We start from the raw sequence: 19,059 nt of genomic DNA on the forward strand, positions 1-19,059 counted from the left end.
TGCATAAATGTCAGCGTTTGCGTATGGTCTTCTTCCGCAAAACAACTACTATTACCAATGGAATGCTTTTTGAAATAGCTATATCAAAGTTGAAATCATTTAAAAGATAGAGATATGATATTGTTATTAATTGCCATTACTATAATAAGCTTCATTGTACAATGGCGCTTTAAAAGTAAATTCAACCAGTATGCAGAAATGCCCTTGCTGTCTGGCATGTCTGGTAAAGAGGTAGCCGAGCGGATGCTGCACGACAACAATGTGCTTGATGTTCAGGTAATATCTGTAGAGGGTCAGCTTACTGACCACTATAATCCAGCAACCCGTACTGTAAACTTAAGTACCGACGTTTATCATGGCCGTAGTGTAGCCGCAGCAGCCGTTGCCGCGCACGAGTGTGGCCATGCCGTACAACATGCCGCCCGTTATGGCTGGCTAAACTTGCGCAGTACGCTAGTGCCGGTAACAAACGTTGCTTCAACCATAGTGCAGGTTACGCTGTTTATCGGTGTTATGATGATCGCTTTTTCAGGAAACCCGTTGGTATTGGCTATTGGTGTAGGTGGCTTGGCCATAGTTACGCTGTTTGCGTTTATCACCTTACCGGTAGAGTTTGATGCCAGTAATCGCGCCCTTGCCTGGTTAAATACCAACTCCAACATAATGCAAACGCAGGAAGAACATAAACATGCTAAAGATGCTCTTTGGTGGGCAGCTATGACGTATGTGGTTTCGGCATTGTCCGCCTTAGCTACGTTGCTGTATTATGCGCAATTTTTGTTTAATAGAAGAGACTAGGAGATAAGACAAAAATTATCATGGCTTCGTGAAATAAGAAAGGTCCGATTGAAACTCAATCGGACCTTTCTATTATATCTTCATTATACTTTAATTCATCCTATACGGTGCGATCAAATAAAACTCCGGGATTTGTACTTCAAACATGGCGTTGTCTAAAAGGCGCATCATGTGGTATTCGCCTTTCATGCTGCCCATATCGGTTTTAAGGTTACAGCCCGATACATACTCGTGCGCGCTGCCCGGTTCAATAATTGGTTGTACGCCGACTACACCTTCGCCTTCCACCTCGCGCTTTGCGCCGTTCGAGTCAAATATATACCAATGGCGGCTAATTAGGCGTACAGCGTAGCTGCCCATGTTTTCAATGCTCACTTTGTACGCAAACATAAAATGCTCGTTTCCCGGGTTTGAATATTCGGGCTGATAAATGGTTTCTACAGAAACCTTAACACCTTCAGTAATATATGTAACCATGGCTTTATACCGTTATTAATCAAATATATATCAGCTACTCAAAAACTACGCCATGTTAGTGCCATAATTTTCAGCAATATATATCTTTTACTTAAAAACAAAAAAATTGAATTGTTAAATCTCTACCGTACTTACGGGATTATCAAACCTTGGGTTGTGTTCTATTTCAGATAAAATGTCTTCCAGCTCCTCAAACGTTCCGGCGGTTACCAGTTTCATGCGGTACTCTTTAAAGTTTTCAATCCCTTTAAAGTAGTTGGCGTAATGTCGTCGCATTTCAAACACACCTGTCTTAGGCCCCTTCCACTCTATTGATTTTACCAAATGGGTACGGCAGGCATCAATCCGTTCGGCAAAGGTTGGTTTATCCAGGTGCTGTCCGGTTTTAAAAAAGTGCTTTATCTCGCGGAAGATCCAAGGGTAGCCAATTGCGGCGCGGCCAATCATCATCCCATCAACCCCATATTCCATGCGCCAGGCAGCAGCTTTCTCGGGCGAATCAATATCACCATTACCAAAAATCGGGATCTCAATACGCGGGTCTCGCCTTATGTCACTAATCAGGCTCCAGTCCGCACTGCCCTTATACATTTGCGACCTTGTGCGGCCATGTATAGTTAGGGCCTTAATGCCAACGTCCTGCAAGCGTAGCGCAACTTCGTGTACGTTTTTGGTGTTGTCGTCCCAACCTAAACGGGTTTTCACAGTAACCGGCAAATGCGTACCCTCAACAACCGCTTTGGTCATAGCCACCATTTTATCAATGTCCTGCAGCAAGCTTGCACCTGCGCCGCGGCACGCTACGTTTTTAACCGGGCAACCGTAATTAATGTCTATCAGATCCGGGCCGGCCTGCGACGAGATAGCCGAAGCCTCGCGCATGTGTTCGATATCACTGCCGAAGATCTGGATGCCTATTGGGCGTTCGTATTCAAAAATATCCAGCTTTTTGCGGCTTTTTGCAGCATCACGTATCAATCCTTCCGACGAGATAAACTCGGTATACATCATATCCGCGCCATGCTGTTTGCACACATAACGGAAAGGCGGATCGCTCACGTCTTCCATCGGCGCCAGCAACAGTGGGAACTCCCCTAAATCTATATTTCCTATTTGTACCGACATGGCTTATCTTTAAGCGCTGCAAAAATACGCATTTTAAAATTAATGATAAAAAGTCTGCTTCGCCGTCCCCATCAAGAGTTACTTACATTCATAGCGATCACCCTGGGTATAATTGTCATTGGCTATTTAATTGGCGGCGCAATGGTTACCGGCCTGTATGGGCTTGATACCCTAATGGCCATTGGCATACTTGATTTGAGCAATCCCAAGGTACCAAACGCACTATGGCTACTTCAAATTGTAAGTACTACCTTACCGATATTAGCAGCCTCGCTCATCTTTGCTTTTTTTATAGTTAAAGATCCACAGACCTACCTTCGCCCTACCTTTAAAATCCACTGGGTGTTGCCTATTATTGTTTTTTGTGTGATGATCATATCCTCGCCGCTGATAGAGTGCCTGAGCAACGTCAACCAAAAATTGCAATTACCGCCGTTTTTAGCCGGCCTGCAACGCTGGATGCGCCAAACAGAAGATCAGGCTCAAAAACTAACCACCGTACTTTTACAAATGAATACCGTTGGCCAGCTAATTTTCAGAGTTCTGATAGTGGGTTTGCTGACATCTATTGTAGAAGAGTTTATGTTTAGGGGCTGCGTGCAAACCATTTTGTTAAAATGGTTTAAAAATCCGCACATTGCCATAGCGGTCACGGCTGCTCTGTTCAGCGCTTTCCACATGGAGTTCTTTGGTTTTTTACCGCGGATGATGCTGGGTATGCTGTTTGGCTATTTTGTTTATTACAGCGGCAGCATCTGGACAGCTGTTTGGGGCCACTTTATTAATAACGGCACGGCCGTGGTAGTGAGCTACCTTTATCAAAACAAAAAAATTACGGTCAATCCAGATGATACGCACATTTTTAATTGGGTCATCTATCTGTTTAGCCTCTTAATTATTTTATTTTTGCTGTTTCTGTATCGTACTATCGCCACCGGCAAAAAGCAAAGCCTGCAATTTTAAATGGAGAAAAACTGGGTCAAAATTTTTACTTCTGCCGATTTTTATCAGTCGGAAATTGTTAAGCAGGTACTCTGCGAAAACGAGATTGACGCGGTATTGCTAAACAAACAAGCCTTGTCGCACCGCGATTTTGGCGATATTGAGGTTTATATACATCAACAGAATTTTAGCCGCGCTATTGAGCTGATGATTCTGAATCAAATTACATTATGAAACTACGCGCCATAACCGGCTTCTTTTTTATTATTGTAATGCTTGGCTCTTTATTGCTGGGCAATTACGTTTTTGCAGCCTTTTATTTATTACTAAGCTGCCTTGCTTTATGGGAGTTTTACGGGCTGGTAAAAAAGGCCGGCATTAAACCAGATCTGCCGACAGGCTTGCTAAACGGTATTGCTATTTTTGTACTGTTTGCCTTGTTGAACATCCCTGCGGCCACGGGCTATCGCCGCCTTGTTTTTTTATTGCCGATAACACTAAGCGCGGTTTTTATACAAGAGCTTTTAAAAAAGCACAAAACGCCTTTTACAAACATTGGCTATACCTATTTAGGTTTGATGTTTGCTATCGTCCCTTTTACCTTCTTTCACGCGCTCGCTTATCTTGGCGGCACGTTTAACTTTCATTTCCCGATGGCGTTTTTGCTGATGCTTTGGGCTAATGATACCGGCGCATATTTGGTTGGCAGCAAACTGGGTAAAACAAAGTTGTTTGAACGCCATTCGCCTAAAAAAACCTGGGAGGGTTTAATGGGTGGTATCCTGATCACTGCACTCGCCGCCTACGGTATTAACCTTTACTTTGCCGATCTGTCCCTGATGCAATGGATCTGGATGGGCGTAATCATCAGTTGCTTTGGCACCACCGGCGATTTAATAGAGTCGATGTTTAAACGCAGTATTGATGTTAAAGATTCGGGCAGTATACTGCCAGGCCATGGTGGCTTGCTTGACAGGTTTGACGGCCTGCTTATTGCAGCGCCAATTGTATATGCCTATTTATACTTCGTTACAAATACTTAATTTTACACCATGAAGAAAATGACTTTCCATAAAGAGGGCTATACCTCTCTTGCACTTTGTATCTTATTCATTTTTGTTTTAAATGCCGCTATACATTATTTTGATGCTAATGCAGTCATCCGCTGGTTGGGTTATATAATATCTTTCGCGCTGTTTGTTATTATTGTTCAATTTTTTCGTAACCCGCATTTTGATATTATACAAGACGACAAAATTGTGCTGTGTCCCGCAGATGGCAAAGTGGTTGTAATTGAAGAAACTACCGAAACCGAATTTTTAAAAGATAAACGGATACAGGTATCGGTGTTTATGTCGCCGGTTAACGTGCACATAAACCGTAACCCTATTAGCGGCGTAGTTAAATACTTCAAATATCACCCGGGCAAATACCTGGTAGCCTGGCATCCAAAATCATCAACTGAAAATGAGCGTACAACCGTGGTTACCGAAACCAAGAACGGCACCCAGGTATTATTCAGACAAATTGCAGGCGCCTTAGCCCGCCGTATTGTATGGTATGTTAAAGAAGGCGATAAAGTAGAACAAGGCGATCAGTTTGGGTTCATCAAATTTGGCTCGCGCGTAGATCTGTACCTGCCTCTGGGCACAAAGATCAATGTTGAGATTGGCGAGATTGTTAAAGGCGGCCGCACTGTGTTGGCAGAGCTGCCGGCGTAAGTAATAATTCAACCATATACAGAAGGCCGTTAGCAAGTTGTTAACGGCCTTTTACTTTAGTGGCATATTTGATTTGATGGCCTTGCATCCTCTCCTATTGCAGACCCGGTATAAACGCTATGTGGGGCCGATATGGGGCACTAAGCGCATATCACATCATACACCGTTAAAAGACCGTAGTGGACCTGCCAAGGCAAAAAAAAACCTTCCCGGCTTACCGGAAAGGTTTTTAATATATCGTTTAAGCGATAATTACACTCTTTTTGATTTGATACGAGCTGCTTTACCAGTAAGGGCACGCAGGTAGTAAAGTTTAGAACGACGTACTTTACCTACGCTGTTAACTTCTACTTTGTCAATATTTGGAGAGTTTGCAGGGAAGATACGCTCAACACCTATACCGTTAGAAACTTTACGTACAGTAAAAGTTTCAGACACACCAACGCTGTTACGTTGTATACAAACACCTTGGTAAACCTGGATACGTTCCTTGTTACCTTCTCTGATTTTATAATGTACGCTTACAGTGTCGCCGGCTTTAAAAGTCGGAAACTTGTTAATTGTTACTGTTTGCTCTTCTACAAATTTTACTAAATCCATGATTTTAAGCTCTAAATGCGATTTTTAACCCGTAAAAATCGGATTGCAATTATAGGGATAATTTTTTAAATTAAAAAGTATGTTTTAAAAATTTCCACAATTTGTTTTTTATTAACAATGCTGTGCTTAGGGGGCGCTTTACACCAGGCATATTTTGGCTCTCTAAATTCTATATTTCGTCGTCGCCTAACAAGTCAGGTCGGCGCTGGCGTGTGCGTTCAATGGCTTGCTCAAAGCGCCATTTTTCAATTTGCGGGGTGTTGCCGCTTAATAATATGTCGGGCACTTTATGGCCGTTCCAGTCAGCCGGGCGGGTATAAACCGGGGCATCAAGTAAACCGTCCTGAAATGAATCAGACAGCGCTGAAGTTTCGTCATTCAACACACCGGGTATTAATCTAACCACGGCATCAACCACAATGGCCGCAGGCAGTTCGCCGCCTGACAGGACATAATCGCCTACAGAGATCTCGCGAGTAACGTATATATCGCGGATCCGCTGATCTATCCCTTTGTAGTGGCCACAAAGTATCATGAAATTCGTTTTTCCTGACAGCTGATTAGCCATCGGTTGGTTCAGCGTTTCGCCATCGGGCGTCATAAATATGATATCATCGTATTCACGCTCGGCTTTCAGGGCTTCTATACATTTGGCAAAGGGCTCAACATTCATTACCATGCCGCTGCCGCCCCCGTAAGGATAATCGTCTACACTTTTTTGTTTGCCACTGGCATGATCGCGCAGGTTATGCACATGTATCTCAGCCAGTCCCTTTTTTTGTGCGCGCAACAGAATAGAGTGCGCAAAAGGGCTTTCTAACAAACCCGGCAGTACAGTAATGATATCAAAACGCATGGTACAAAGATAGGCTTTTTGTTAGAGTCAGAATCAAGAGACAAGACAGCGTGTATTTCTTGTCTCTTGTTTTCTAAAAACTAATCCTCGTCCTCCAATATAAAAATTTGCTCCACGGGCTTCTCAAACACCCGGGCAATTTTTAGTGCAAGTACTGTAGAGGGTACGTATTTATTACTTTCGATAGTATTGATCGTTTGGCGCGATACACCTATCAGCTGGGCCAGCTCGGCCTGACTGATGTTTTTTATGGCACGCTCTACGCGAAGTGAGTTTTTCATACGGCGCTCTTTTCTGTTAATAACGAGCTGTTAGACTGATGCATCTTCCACCGAAACCTGACAATAAAAAAAGCCAGCGGTGTCAACATGTTATAAACCATAACCGCAAAAAAATTGCCTCCGTTAAAAACCAACACACAAATCAGCATAAGGACGTAATTAAAATAGATGGCCCATTGGAGGCAATCTAATCTGAGTTGGGCTATTTGCTCGTCTTCTTCTTTTTCCTTCGAGAATGCTACCAACAATAGTCCCGTTATCAGACATATTAAAATAGCATCGTTAAAGATAATGTCGATTGGAATAGTGTTGCCAAGGTTTCGCTGTGTGACTACATACTCGCCTATCGCGTCAGAACACAGACTAAAAGCATAAAGTATTACACCGATAAGGAAGATAACAATGCCGATTTTTCTGAAACCGTGCGGAAATAAAAAACGTGTTTTCATAATTTTGTAAAGTTTGATTTACCAAATGTAAAACAAACTTTACAAATGTCAAGTATGTTTTACAAAATATTTTTCTATTCCATGTAGATATCCAGTAAGCCTTCGGGAAGGTCGACCGTAAGTATTTCTTTAACCACATCTATCCCCACAATAATATCTTCGTTAAGGGGAAACAGTACTTCCTGGCCTTTAAAGTTTACCGTAGCAATGATTTGCTTTGGATATTCCTGCACATCGGTTATCTCACCCAGTTCGCCTTCGTCCTGATCTACCGCGGTAAACCCTACCAGGTCAAACAAAGTAAATTCTTCTTCGCCTTTAACAGGTTTTAACTTATTAGGCAGATAAACGTTTTTCTTTACCAACGGAGCAGCTTTGTCAATAGTATCTACATCTTCCAGGTACAAAAATGCATGGCCATTATGGCTGTGTTTAACCGACTCTACAAAAAAGGGAGCAAGCTTGCCGCCAATTTCGATAAACAGGGCATCAAACTCAATATCCTGCAGGTTGTCAAAATCAACATATAGCTGCATTTCGCCTTTAAGACCTTTAGTTTTAAGGATACTGCCTATGCGGAAACAATCTTCTATTTTCATCTTAAATGCTTTTTAAACAACAATGGCGAAGAACCTGTAGGTGCTTCGCCATTGTATAAATGTTGTTATCGGCTAATTACTCAGCTTTATCTTCAGCAGAAGCTTCGGTAGCTGGTGCTTCTTCAGTAGCTGGTGCTTCAGTAGCAACTTCTTCTGTAGCAACTTCTTCGCCTTCAGCAACTGGTGCTTCTTCTCCTTCTTCAACAGCAGGAGTGTTTTTAGCAGCAACGGCAGCAGCTTTATCAGCATTCTTTTTAGCTTCAGCCTCTAAAGCAAGTTTTTTAGTTGCTTCTTTAGCAGATACCAAGTCTGTTTTTTTGCCGGTAATTTTACCGTCTTTTTGCTCTAACCATGCAGTAAATTTATTATCTGCCTGCTCTTGCGTTAAAGCGCCTTTTTTAACACCACCTTGTAAGTGTTTTTTGTACATCACACCTTTGTATGAAAGGATAGCGCGACAAGTGTCAGTAGGCTGGGCACCGTTATCAACCCAGGTAAAAGTTTTGTCGAAATTAATGTCGATAGTAGCGGGATTAGTGTTTGGGTTATATGAACCTAAACGCTCAATGAAACGACCGTCACGTGGTGCACGCGCGTCGGCTACTACGATGTAATAAAAAGGTTTGCCCTTTTTACCATGTCTTTGCAATCTGATTTTAGTTGCCATTTTTAATTTTAATTATGTGTTCAACATTCCCCCGGAGTTTCTTTCAGCGGGGATGCAAAGGTAGCCAAATAATTTAAAATAAAAAAACAAACTTTAAACTCAGGGTATTAAGCTATAATATAGGAAATTTGAACCATGAATAAATTGAGCATAGCAATAGATATGGACGAGGTTATTGCCGACCCCATTGACAAGTTTATAACCTTATATCAGCAAGATCACGGCTACAATTACACACTAGACCAAATGCACGGCAAAGAATTTGGGGAGTTACTGCCTGCCGAGTTAACCCATACCCTGCGCGAATACATTAACCGCAAAGGTTTCTTTCGCGATTTAAAACCTATACCCGACGCACAGGAAACAATAGCCGAACTGCACAAAAAGTACGATGTATATATAGTATCGGCCGCTACCGAGTTTCCACTGTCATTAGAAGATAAACAAGCCTGGCTGGCCGATCACTTCCCGTTTATATCATGGACCAATATTATGTTCTGCGGACATAAGATCGTTAACACTGACATTATGATTGATGATCGTACCAAAAACTTTGCAAAGTTTAGCGGACGAAAATTACTGTTTACATCGCCACATAATGTTACGTTGACGGAGTACGAGCGTGTAAATACGTGGAAAGAAGTAGCGGAAAAATTATTGTAATTGATGCTGATTTAAATAATCGGCAAGCTCTTTCTTGCTGCGTTTATTGTTCTCTGCAACAATTAAAACTAATGCAATTATCGGCGCGATAAACAGGTTATGATGAAACTGATATTTTAAAACCATGGCGCCGGGATTTCTGTTTTTAAACGTGGCGTTACCGCCAAAAAGGTCCGGGTTACCGTTGATGCCATTTTTGGTATCTAAAACCCACGCTTTAGTTATCCCATTACTAAGTAATTCAGAAACAGCAAATGCACATACAGCAATAATCAAAGTTGTAAAAACAGCTTGCCGGAAATTATCGCTTGCCTTTCCGTCAAAAATCAAATAGCAAGCTAAAATAAACGTGAAATACATGATTACCTGCGATAGCGCGACGCCGAAACAAATTCCACCACTTTTAAGAAATAAAAACTCAAAAGGGCCCTTTGCAATAGTAGGAATTGAAGTTTGCTCTATGGTGTAAGGTACCCGCACTTTTTTTGACTTAATCACTACAGCACCATGTTCATGTCTAAGCTTAACGTCTACGTAACGCTTGTTTCCCCATAGCTTGACAAGAGCAATCGTCGAGATCGCAGAGAAAACAAACAACAGAATACTAACGTAAATAAAGGTTTTCATTGTGGTTAAGGTTATAGCGCTAAGATAGTGTTACTTACTAATAACAACAAGCGTCTATCCCTCCAGCAAAAACACAAATATCTCCTTCGGCCCGTGTGCACCCAACACCAATGTCTTCTCAATATCTGCCGTGCGGCTTGGGCCGGTTACGGTGCTTACCATAGATGGGATATTGGCTCCGTATTTTTGTTTGATAACCGCAAAGCCATCTTTCAAATCGGGTACCAGTTGTGATGTGTAGGCCAATACAATATGCACCGGGGGGTAGATGCTCAACCGTCGGCCGGCAGCGTTCCCGTTTGATAACAAGATACTGCCATTACGGGCAATTAAAGCTTCGCAGAGCGTAAAGCCTACTTCGGCTTGCTCAAAGTCTTTATCGGTTTCAAAAAATGGGTATTCGTAGCGAGATAATATTTCTTGCAGTGCAGGTTCCCAACAGTATATTTTGCGCCAGTTGCGCTGCTCGGCAAGCTCTAAAAGTGTTTCAATAAATTGCACTTCGTCCTCACAAAAAGCAAACTGGCCAGACACCGCCATAAACTCCTCGGCAAACATAAGGTCAAGGTCCTCGGGTGCGGGCGGGTAATGCGGCAGGTTTTCCAGGTTGGGGTAAGGGTTATCCCTTTTCTCCAGCAAGGCCTGTCGAATTTTTTTTAGCAGTTTCTCTTTTGGTGTGGTATTATCCCTCATTTTTTAGCTAAAAAGCAAAAAGCTTAAAGCTAAAGCCCATTGCGTTGGTCTTTGTGCTTTAAGCTTTCTGCAAATAATAAACTTATTCGCCTTTTGCGTCTTTCTCTTCAGGGTTTCTTTCAAAAGTACCTGAGTGGTCAACCACACCTTCGTGAGCTATACCATGGGCAGCAGGCTCCTGGTTTGATTCCTGTACACCATTTACAAATTCATCATAAGTAGTGCGGTGCTCAAACGGGCGCTTACCCAAGATCTCTTCAAGGTCAGATTGGAACAAGATCTCTTTTTCAAGCAGCTTGTCAGCTAGTTTTACCAGGCCATCTTGTTTATCCAATAGCAATTGTTTGGTACGGGCGTAAACCTGGTTTATTTGGTTGCGCACCTCGTTATCAATAAGCTCTGATGTTTTTTCTGAGTATGGTTTGTTAAACTGGTACTCGCCTTGTGTATCATTAAAAGACACGTTTCCAACTTTCTCGTTCATACCATAGATAGTAACCATAGCGTATGATAGTTTGGTGATACGCTCTAAGTCGTTTTGCGCACCGGTTGATATTTTACCAAAAGTAATATCCTCGGCAACACGGCCACCCATTGTCATACACATACCATCTTCTAACTGTTCAATGGTATATAAAAACTGCTCTTTAGGTAGATACTGTGCGTAACCTAGCGCGGCAACACCACGCGGAACGATAGATACCTTAACCAATGGATCGGCATGCTCCAGGAACCAGCCTGCAATAGCGTGGCCGGCTTCATGGTAAGCCACAATCCGTTTCTCTTCGGGAGAAATAATTTTGTTCTTTTTTTCTAAACCACCAATCACCCGGTCAATAGCATCCTGAAAATCCTGCATATCAACCGCTTCTTTGTTTTTACGCGCAGCAATCAAAGCAGCCTCGTTACAAACGTTAGCAATTTCTGCACCCGCAAAACCGGGAGTTTGTGCCGATAGTTTTTTAGCATCAACACCTTCAGCCAGCTTAACTGGTTTTAAGTGTACTTTAAAGATCTGCTCGCGGCCTATCAAATCCGGCTTATCAATAGATACCTGGCGGTCAAAACGTCCCGGGCGCAATAACGCCGAGTCCAATACGTCCGGACGGTTGGTAGCCGCAAGAATGATGATACCAGAGTCTGTACCGAAACCATCCATCTCAACCAATAACTGGTTTAGCGTGTTTTCGCGTTCATCGTTACCACCAACAATATTGTTTTTACCACGGGCACGGCCAATGGCGTCAATTTCATCAATAAATATAATACATGGTGCTTTGTCTTTAGCCTGGCGGAACAAATCGCGTACCCGCGATGCACCAACACCAACAAACATCTCCACAAAGTCAGACCCTGATAGAGAGAAGAAAGGCACCTGCGCCTCGCCGGCAACAGCTTTAGCCAATAAGGTTTTACCAGTACCCGGCGAACCTACCAATAAAGCACCCTTAGGTATTTTACCACCCAGGTTGGTATATTTTTTAGGATTTTTCAGAAAATCAACGATCTCCATTACCTCCTGCTTAGCTTCTTCTAAACCAGCAACATCATTAAAGGTTACCGTTACCTGCGCTTCTTTATCAAACAAGGTAGCTTTTGATTTACCTATGTTAAAGATCTGGCCACCCGGGCCACCACCTGCACCACCACCCATACGACGCATAATAAACATCAGCACCATGGCAAATACCACAATCATGAGTATACTTTGCACCAAACCATTTGAAAACAGGCTTTCACGAGGGTCATACGTTGGTACTATTCTTTGATCTTCCGGCAAATCTTTTTGCGCGTTAGTAAATGATTCTTTTAAGCTTTTGTAGTCCGCATCGTTAAACGTAAACTGTGGCTCATTGCCCGTAGCACCAAAACCGCGTTGCGCTTCTCTCACCTTGGCATATAACGGCTTTTTAGCTAGACTATCTTTCTTAATATGTACCTCGGCAACTATGTAATCGCCATTTTTAAAGGCCTTAACATAGTCAACATCGCCTTGCTTAAGCATTTTAGTTTCAAACTCCCTAAAGTCTATGGGCGCACCACCGTTAGTGCCAGAAAAATATACCACGCCTAAAAACACAGCAATGGCTACCGCATACAGCCACATAAAGTTAAACTTAGGTGGCTTTGGGGTAATTCGCTTAGGTATTCTTCTAATAGGTTTTGGCTTATCCTGTTTATTATCTTCCATTTTAAATTTTAATCTCGCTTAAAAACACTTATAAAGTTATGGTGCGGTATTAAGCGCTCTTATAACTTTTAAATACAGCATCGCCCCAAAGGTCTTCTACGCCATAAAATTCACGTTTATCTGTCCTGAAAACGTGTACAACAACATTAATATAATCCAGCAGTACCCATTCGCCATTTTCCAGACCTTCTTTACGCCAGGGGTCCTGGTTTAGTGCTTTAGAAATCTCGTCTTCGACACTATTTGCTATTGCTTTAACTTGTGTGGTTGAATCGGCGTGACATATCACAAAATAGTCTGTCACCGAACTGTTTAAATTACGTAGGTCTAACCTGACAATATCGTTTCCCTTTTTTTCCTGAATACCGTGTATGGCTAATTCAGAAATATACCCAGATTCACTTGTCGTTTTATTTTTTACCATCAAAAAGAATTAGTTTTGAACGTTTTTCGCCCTATCAATATTATAACATTGCAAAATAACATATTTTCAGGCTTATTTGTTGGACAAAATTTACTGACACTGAAAGAAGTAGATTCAACCAACAATTTCCTAAAAACTTTATTGTCAAATTCTAAGCCAGTACCAGAGGGAACGGTCATTATGGCAGAAAGCCAGTTTGCCGGCCGTGGGCAGCAAAACAACCAATGGCACGCCGAGCCCGGTAAAAACCTAACCTTTAGCGTGTTATTAAAGCCCTCGTTTTTATCAATTTCGGCACAATTTGATCTTACGCGGGCTATCAGCTTGTCTGTTTATGACGCACTGTGTCCCCTATTAGGCGACGGGCTGAAAATTAAGTGGCCAAACGATATTTATTACGGCGATAAAAAACTGGGCGGCATGCTGATAGAAAACATTTTGCAGGGCAGCCAGATAAAAAGCGCCATAGTAGGCATCGGCATTAATGTAAACCAGGACAACTTTCCGCCGGATGCCGGCAAAGCAACTTCAATTAAACAGATATTGCATAAGGATTACCAATTAAGGGATATATTAGCAGAAATTTGCAACAACATTGAGGCACACTACCTTAGTTTAAAAGCAGGTAAATTAAACCTTGTAAGGGAAACGTATCTAAACCGACTATACTGGTACAATCAGCAAAAGCGTTTCAGAGCTAACGGTACCGAATTTGAAGGAACCATTAGCGGCGTCAAAGACAATGGTTTACTGGTAGTAAGCCATAACAATACAGAAAGTACGTTTAACTTAAAAGAGATAGAATTTTTAAACCATTAACATCACCATGAAAAAACTACTGGCATTAACCGCAGCATTATTTTTAAGCATTGGCGCCTTCGCGCAAATTGAACGCCCTGTAACCTGGGCCTACGCGGCAAAAAAAACCAGCGCTACTGAGGCTACCGTGTTTTTGAAAGCAACTATGCAGGCCGGCTGGCACATATACTCGCAACATGTTAAAGATGGCGGACCAATAAAAACGTCGTTTACATTTACAAAATCGCCAAGCTTTACTTTGGTGGGCAAAACTGTAGAGCCAAAGCCAATCACCCATTTCGAAAAAACGTTTGGTATGGATGTAAGCTATTTTGAAAAAGAAGTGGTGTTTACTCAAAAGATCAAGCTAAAATCGGCTAAAGCTACTACCGTGAAAGGCACATTAGAGTTTATGACTTGTAACGATAGCAAATGTTTGCCACCCGATAACGTAAATTTTACTGTCGCGCTAGCGAAATAAATAATTACCGATTTTTCTGAGCAAGCATAGGTACCACATAACATGACAACAACCGTTAAGCGCATTTGGGTTAAGACAGTTTTTTTTATTTGCCTTGCAGCGATAGTTTTTTCGATAGCGGGCATACAACAAGCCAAAGCGCAGGAAGCCGACACCAGTGGCATGAGCTTTACTTCCATCCCAACATCGGCTGATACCATTGCCCAACTAAAAAAAGCGAAGGATAGCGTTAAAAAAGCCGAAGCGGCGGTAGTCAAGGCAAAGAAAGTTAATACCGAAGCCCCTAAAACCCTTTGGGCAATATTTATAGCCGGCTTTTTAGGCGGCCTGGCTGCGGTGCTAATGCCATGTATCTACCCGCTGTTACCGTTAACGGTGAGCTTTTTTACCAAAAAATCTTGCTCAAGAGCTAGGGGGATTCAGCAATCGCTTATTTACGGGGCCTCAATTATTATTATTTATGTAGCCCTGGGGGTAATCATATCCGCCATTTTTGGCTCGGACGCATTGAATGCATTAGCTACTAATGGGGTGTTTAACCTGTTTTTCTTTTTACTGTTAATTGTATTTGGCATTTCGTTTTTAGGTGCTTTTGAGATCACGCTGCCAAGCTCTTTAGGCAATAAATTGGATGCCAACGCCGATAGAGGCGGCATGGCAGGCATATTTTTTATGGCTGCCACATTGGTGGTTGTTTCTTTTTCATGCACAGGCCCGATCATCGGTACATTGCTGGTTGAAGCCGCGTCAAAAGGCGACAGGCTGGGGCCGGCTGTGGGCATGTTAGGCTTCTCATTGGCGCTGGCATTGCCTTTTACCATTTTCGCTTTGTTTCCATCGGCATTAAAATCGCTGCCAAAATCGGGCGGTTGGTTAAATACTGTGAAAGTTTGCCTGGGTTTCCTGGAGATTGCTTTCGCTTTGAAATTCTTATCAAATGTTGATTTGGCTTACCATTGGGACTGGTTTGACCGCGAAATATTTTTATCCATCTGGATAGCCCTTGGTATTTTATTAGGGTTATACCTGATTGGCAAGATCAAGTTTTCGCATGATAGCGATTTAGGGTACGTATCTATCCCGCGCTTTTTTTCTGCGACGGTTGTGTTTGCGTTTGTCGTCTATATGATCCCCGGCTTGTGGGGTGCGCCGTTGAAATCTATTAGCGCGTTTTTACCCCCCATGGCAACGCAGGACTTTGACTTGTCGCCTATCCCGGGCGGCAATAGCAGCAGCAACGCCGCGCCGGTAAAAACATCGAATCTGACCAAGAAATACGAAGCCAACTATACCCGCATTGCAACCCGGGGGTTAGATGCCTGGTATGATTATGAGCAGGCATTGCAGGTATCAAAAGAGTTAGGCAAACCCATCATGATTGATTTTACCGGCTTTAACTGCGTTAACTGCCGCCAAATGGAAGCCGACGTTTGGACTGATCCCCGTGTGTTTACTCTTTTGCAAAACGAATTTGTTTTATTGCAATTGGTTGTTGATGATAAAGCTCCGCTGCCAGCCAATGACGTATATACCTCAACCTACAGCGGTAAAAAAATAACCACACTCGGCGGTAAATGGAGCGACCTGGAAGCTTCGCGCTTTAACGCAAACTCGCAACCTTTATATGTTTTATTAGATAGTGATGGCAATAACCTCACAGATGCCAACGGGCAAGAAATAGCCCCTTCACCGGCAAATTACAATGCCGATAGCTACCTTAAATTTTTAGAAAGCGGAATTAGCGCATACAAACGCCACCAATAAGGCAAATTTTTTCATAAATTTGCGGCGCATTTGGCAGGCGATTGCGCAATCGATACCGGCCATTTCATTAACCCGTATCTGCTTAAATATACAATGACCCAAATAAAAAAGATAGGCCTTTTTACGTCAGGAAGCGACGCACCAGGCATGAATGCCGCTATTAGGGCCGTTATACGTACCGCTGTTTTTAACAATATTGAAATTGCCGGCATTTTACGCGGCTTTGAAGGTATGATAAATGGCGATATTGAACCGCTGACTACCAAATCTGCCTCAAATATTATTTCGCGTGGCGGCACTATATTAAAGGCTAGCCGCAGCGAAGCTTTTAAAACTGTCGAGGGCCGTACCAAGGCCTACGAAGAAATTAAAAAACATGGCATTGACGCTTTAGTTGCCCTTGGTGGCAATGGCACCATAAAAGGTGTTAAAGACTTTGGCGACGAGCACCCGGATATTAAGATCATAGTGGTACCGTGTACCATAGATAATGATTTGCGTGGAACCGATTTTACTATCGGTTATGACACTGCCATTAATACCGTTATTGAAGCGGTAGACAAGATCCGGGAAACTGCAGAAAGCCACGACCGTTTGTTTATTGTAGAGGTAATGGGTGCCGATTCGGGCATGATTGCGTTGCGTACCGGCATAGCCGTAGGTGCAGAGGCTATCATGGTGCCTGAAACCAAATCAGACCTTAACGCACTTTACGAACGCTTAGAGCGCGGCCGCAAAGACAAAACATCCAAGATCATTATGGTTGCCGAAGGCCACGAGCCGGGCAGCGCCTTCCAAATTGGTGAAGCGATAAAAGAGCGTTATCCTAATTATGATACCCGCGTATCTATTTTAGGCCACATACAGCGCGGCGGCAAGCCTACCTGTATGGACCGTGTTACCGCCAGCCTTTTAGGCGTGGCCGCCGTTGAGGCGCTTATAAAAGGCCGTAGCGGCGTAATGGTGGGGTTGATTCATAATGACCTTACTTATACTCCATTTGATCAGGCAACTAAACATCACCTGGATGTAAACGCCGAGTTTAAAAGGATTGTAGAGATGCTTTCGTTGTAGAGCGCTAAGTACATAAAGCACAAGGCCCGGCTTCTGATTGAAGCCGGGCCTTGTGCTTTTATACATATATGTCATTCCTCCTTCGTCGGATGACAGTGTGTTTGTTTATTGCTTGTTATCCGCTTTCAACACCTCTGTAATCGATTGCCCAATATTGCCATTCGGAGCCTGGATGTGTAACAAGGCGGCAATAGTAGGGGCAATGTCCGTCATGTGAGTTGGCTTGCTTGTGGCGCCGTGATTAATGCCCCAACCGAAGAAAACCATGGGGATGTGGGTATCATATGGGTTCCAGGCACTGTGCGTTGTACCTGTAGGGTATTTGCCATTGGTAACGCGGCCGGTTAAACCGTTGGGTTTTAATATGATCTGTATAACACCACTATGCTCGGCATTGTAGCCGTTAACAATCTGCTCGCGCAGGTTTTCAGGAATAGAGGCCGTAGCGGCTTTTTTCATGTCCACCACAAATTGTATTTCTTTTTGCTTTTCCAAATACACAATACAATCAGCTTTAATAGCTTCTTCGTCTAACTTCTTATCCTTAATTACCACGTTATTCAGGTTGATCTGGAAGTTATTCATATTGATGATAAGCCTTGGTGCCTTATACTTATCTTCAAGCATTTTGTTCATCTCTCTTAATGCTGTCCCGCTGTCCCAAAGCGGAGCTGGTATATTATGATCATTTAAAAGACCTGAGTTTTGCACGGCACCATGGTCGGCCGATAAAAACACGGTGTAATTGCCCTTACCAACCTTACCGTCAAGAAAGCTAAAGAAAGCTGCCAGGTCTTTATCTAAACGCAGGTAGGTGTCTTCCGTTTCAACCGCGTGCGTGCCATATTGGTGGCCTACATAATCTGTAGATGAAAGGCTCACCGCTAAAAAGTCGGTTACCACATTGTTGCCCATTTGCTCGGCGTTTACCGCAGCCATAGCTAAATCAAGGGTTAAGCTGTTTCCGTAAGGCGTACTGCGTATCATACCCATGTTACCTTTGTTTAGCTCAGAGGTTTTGATGGGGAACGTGGCCGATGCAGCACCACTGGGCTTACCTTCGTATTTGCTATCATCAGGAGTGCTTTGTACGTAGGTGTTAATTGGATACAGGGTATTCCAATCTTTGTCGAGATATGCTTTTGGCAGGTTTTTACCATTAAAGTCTTTTACCCATTGTGGCAAATCATTCATATAGTAGGTGCTGGTTATCCAGGCGCCGTTTTTATCATCAAACCAATAAGCCGCATTTGCAGTATGGCCGGCAGGTAAAATGCCGCCACGGTCTTTTAAGGCAATGCCGATTACTTTGGAGCGAAAATTTGTAGCCAGTTTTAACTCATCAGTAACGGTAGTAACCAACAAATTGCGTGGCGACATTTTGCCCGCGCTTGATGTACTGCCAACGCTTGTTACCGAGCTATCGCCCGCGCAATACATATTTTTGCCGGTCGCCTGGTCGGTAAAATCATTACCCGCAATACCGTGTATCGCAGGCACAGACCCGGTGTAAATAGTGCTATGGCCAATTGCGGTTACTGATGGCAGGTAGTTAATGGTAGCGTTTTCGCACGTATAACCCTCGTTTAACATCCGCTTAAAGCCACCCGCGCTATAACGGTCGTAATAACGATAAAGGTAGTCCCAACGCATTTGATCAACCACAATTCCAACTACCAGCTTGGGGCACGATAAGGATGTTGACGGAGCTGCTACAGGGGCTTTCTTCTTGATTTGCGCACCGGCACTTATAGCATTGCAGGCACACAATAAAAGCAACAGGTTTTTAATTTTCATTTAATGAACTGTTAAGGCGATGCCATCGCTGC

23 protein-coding genes are annotated in these 19,059 nt (G+C 43.0%); 10 read left to right on the forward strand and 13 right to left on the reverse strand.

The annotated features are described in order from the left end of the window. The first annotated feature begins 114 nt into the window (after positions 1 to 114). Positions 115 to 798 (forward strand): zinc metallopeptidase, encoded by a 684-nt coding sequence (locus tag ACFSYC_RS01970; RefSeq protein ID WP_377122973.1) that lies wholly within the window; start codon positions 115 to 117, stop codon positions 796 to 798. 90 nt (positions 799 to 888) lie between these two features. On the opposite strand, the gene apaG is transcribed toward ACFSYC_RS01970, so the two are convergent. Continuing rightward, entirely contained in the window at positions 889 to 1,275 is a 387-nt protein-coding gene (apaG, locus tag ACFSYC_RS01975; protein ID WP_377122975.1) for a Co2+/Mg2+ efflux protein ApaG, read from the reverse strand. A 114-nt stretch (positions 1,276 to 1,389) separates the two neighbouring features. Beyond that, a complete protein-coding gene (gene dusB / locus ACFSYC_RS01980; RefSeq protein ID WP_377122976.1) occupies positions 1,390 to 2,400 on the reverse strand; it encodes a tRNA dihydrouridine synthase DusB in 1,011 nt (336 codons plus the stop codon). Positions 2,401 to 2,442: 42 nt separating this feature from the next. Here dusB and ACFSYC_RS01985 point away from each other — a divergent pair, with 42 nt between their 5' ends. The 4 genes from ACFSYC_RS01985 to ACFSYC_RS02000 are packed head-to-tail and all read left to right on the forward strand — an operon-like array spanning position 2,443 to position 5,063. Continuing rightward, a complete protein-coding gene (locus ACFSYC_RS01985) occupies positions 2,443 to 3,363 on the forward strand; it encodes a CPBP family intramembrane glutamic endopeptidase (RefSeq protein WP_377122978.1) in 921 nt (306 codons plus the stop codon). After that, positions 3,364 to 3,576 carry a hypothetical protein gene (locus tag ACFSYC_RS01990; RefSeq protein ID WP_377122980.1) on the forward strand — a complete coding sequence of 71 codons (213 nt, stop codon included), beginning with the start codon at positions 3,364 to 3,366 and terminating at the stop codon, positions 3,574 to 3,576. Then, positions 3,573 to 4,385, forward strand: a complete 813-nt coding sequence (locus ACFSYC_RS01995) for a phosphatidate cytidylyltransferase (protein WP_377122982.1) — start codon at positions 3,573 to 3,575, stop codon at positions 4,383 to 4,385. Before ACFSYC_RS01990 ends, ACFSYC_RS01995 begins: the two co-directional genes overlap by 4 nt. An 18-nt stretch (positions 4,386 to 4,403) precedes the next feature. Then, positions 4,404 to 5,063, forward strand: a complete 660-nt coding sequence (locus ACFSYC_RS02000) for a phosphatidylserine decarboxylase family protein (RefSeq protein WP_377123624.1) — start codon at positions 4,404 to 4,406, stop codon at positions 5,061 to 5,063. A 252-nt stretch (positions 5,064 to 5,315) separates the two neighbouring features. Here the strand turns inward: ACFSYC_RS02000 and rplS are convergent, their stop codons facing one another. The 6 genes from rplS to ACFSYC_RS02030 all read right to left on the reverse strand — a co-directional run bounded on the left by rplS (position 5,316) and on the right by ACFSYC_RS02030 (position 8,515). Then, entirely contained in the window at positions 5,316 to 5,663 is a 348-nt protein-coding gene (rplS, locus tag ACFSYC_RS02005; protein WP_377122984.1) for a 50S ribosomal protein L19, read from the reverse strand. A 169-nt stretch (positions 5,664 to 5,832) separates the two neighbouring features. Beyond that, on the reverse strand, positions 5,833 to 6,519 hold the full coding sequence (gene trmD / locus ACFSYC_RS02010) for a tRNA (guanosine(37)-N1)-methyltransferase TrmD (protein WP_377122986.1): 687 nt from the start codon (positions 6,517 to 6,519) through the stop codon (positions 5,833 to 5,835). An 80-nt stretch (positions 6,520 to 6,599) separates the two neighbouring features. Further along, positions 6,600 to 6,800: a helix-turn-helix transcriptional regulator gene (locus tag ACFSYC_RS02015; protein WP_377122988.1), complete on the reverse strand. Its 201-nt coding sequence runs from the start codon at positions 6,798 to 6,800 to the stop codon at positions 6,600 to 6,602. After that, complete coding sequence (locus tag ACFSYC_RS02020) at positions 6,797 to 7,249, reverse strand: hypothetical protein (RefSeq protein ID WP_377122990.1); 453 nt, start codon at positions 7,247 to 7,249, stop codon at positions 6,797 to 6,799. The genes ACFSYC_RS02015 and ACFSYC_RS02020 overlap by 4 nt, the downstream gene beginning before the upstream one ends. 74 nt (positions 7,250 to 7,323) lie before the next feature. Then, the gene (rimM, locus tag ACFSYC_RS02025) at positions 7,324 to 7,848 is read right to left on the reverse strand and encodes a ribosome maturation factor RimM (RefSeq protein ID WP_377122992.1); all 525 of its coding nucleotides are present in this window, start codon (positions 7,846 to 7,848) and stop codon (positions 7,324 to 7,326) included. Positions 7,849 to 7,924: 76 nt separating this feature from the next. Next, entirely contained in the window at positions 7,925 to 8,515 is a 591-nt protein-coding gene (locus ACFSYC_RS02030) for a 30S ribosomal protein S16 (RefSeq protein ID WP_377122994.1), read from the reverse strand. Positions 8,516 to 8,650: 135 nt separating this feature from the next. Between ACFSYC_RS02030 and ACFSYC_RS02035 the strand changes: the two genes are divergently transcribed. Next, positions 8,651 to 9,178, forward strand: a complete 528-nt coding sequence (locus ACFSYC_RS02035) for a 5' nucleotidase, NT5C type (RefSeq protein WP_377122996.1) — start codon at positions 8,651 to 8,653, stop codon at positions 9,176 to 9,178. On the opposite strand, the gene ACFSYC_RS02040 is transcribed toward ACFSYC_RS02035, so the two are convergent. From ACFSYC_RS02040 to rsfS, 4 genes are all read right to left on the reverse strand, one after another. Then, a complete protein-coding gene (locus tag ACFSYC_RS02040; protein WP_377122998.1) occupies positions 9,170 to 9,805 on the reverse strand; it encodes a hypothetical protein in 636 nt (211 codons plus the stop codon). The genes ACFSYC_RS02035 and ACFSYC_RS02040 overlap by 9 nt on opposite strands. 54 nt (positions 9,806 to 9,859) lie before the next feature. Continuing rightward, on the reverse strand, positions 9,860 to 10,498 hold the full coding sequence (locus tag ACFSYC_RS02045; RefSeq protein ID WP_377123000.1) for a LutC/YkgG family protein: 639 nt from the start codon (positions 10,496 to 10,498) through the stop codon (positions 9,860 to 9,862). Between the two features lie 82 nt (positions 10,499 to 10,580). Further along, positions 10,581 to 12,689, reverse strand: coding sequence for an ATP-dependent zinc metalloprotease FtsH (gene ftsH, locus ACFSYC_RS02050; RefSeq protein WP_377123002.1), 2,109 nt, complete (start codon positions 12,687 to 12,689; stop codon positions 10,581 to 10,583). A 49-nt stretch (positions 12,690 to 12,738) separates the two neighbouring features. Next, on the reverse strand, positions 12,739 to 13,113 hold the full coding sequence (rsfS, locus tag ACFSYC_RS02055) for a ribosome silencing factor (protein ID WP_377123626.1): 375 nt from the start codon (positions 13,111 to 13,113) through the stop codon (positions 12,739 to 12,741). A 48-nt stretch (positions 13,114 to 13,161) separates the two neighbouring features. Here rsfS and ACFSYC_RS02060 point away from each other — a divergent pair, with 48 nt between their 5' ends. The 4 genes from ACFSYC_RS02060 (at position 13,162) to pfkA (ending at position 17,230) form a co-directional block, all read left to right on the forward strand. Next, a complete protein-coding gene (locus ACFSYC_RS02060; protein WP_377123628.1) occupies positions 13,162 to 13,932 on the forward strand; it encodes a biotin--[acetyl-CoA-carboxylase] ligase in 771 nt (256 codons plus the stop codon). Positions 13,933 to 13,939: 7 nt separating this feature from the next. After that, positions 13,940 to 14,392, forward strand: a complete 453-nt coding sequence (locus ACFSYC_RS02065) for a protein-disulfide reductase DsbD N-terminal domain-containing protein (protein WP_377123004.1) — start codon at positions 13,940 to 13,942, stop codon at positions 14,390 to 14,392. 42 nt (positions 14,393 to 14,434) lie between these two features. Further along, positions 14,435 to 16,156 (forward strand): protein-disulfide reductase DsbD family protein, encoded by a 1,722-nt coding sequence (locus ACFSYC_RS02070; protein WP_377123006.1) that lies wholly within the window; start codon positions 14,435 to 14,437, stop codon positions 16,154 to 16,156. 93 nt (positions 16,157 to 16,249) lie between these two features. Beyond that, positions 16,250 to 17,230 carry a 6-phosphofructokinase gene (gene pfkA, locus ACFSYC_RS02075; protein WP_377123008.1) on the forward strand — a complete coding sequence of 327 codons (981 nt, stop codon included), beginning with the start codon at positions 16,250 to 16,252 and terminating at the stop codon, positions 17,228 to 17,230. 105 nt (positions 17,231 to 17,335) lie between these two features. On the opposite strand, the gene pafA is transcribed toward pfkA, so the two are convergent. Then, entirely contained in the window at positions 17,336 to 19,027 is a 1,692-nt protein-coding gene (pafA, locus tag ACFSYC_RS02080; RefSeq protein WP_377123010.1) for an alkaline phosphatase PafA, read from the reverse strand. Positions 19,028 to 19,059: the final 32 nt, after the last annotated feature.

It is taken from the genome of Mucilaginibacter antarcticus (assembly GCF_042686155.1).
Lineage (GTDB): Bacteria > Bacteroidota > Bacteroidia > Sphingobacteriales > Sphingobacteriaceae > Mucilaginibacter > Mucilaginibacter antarcticus.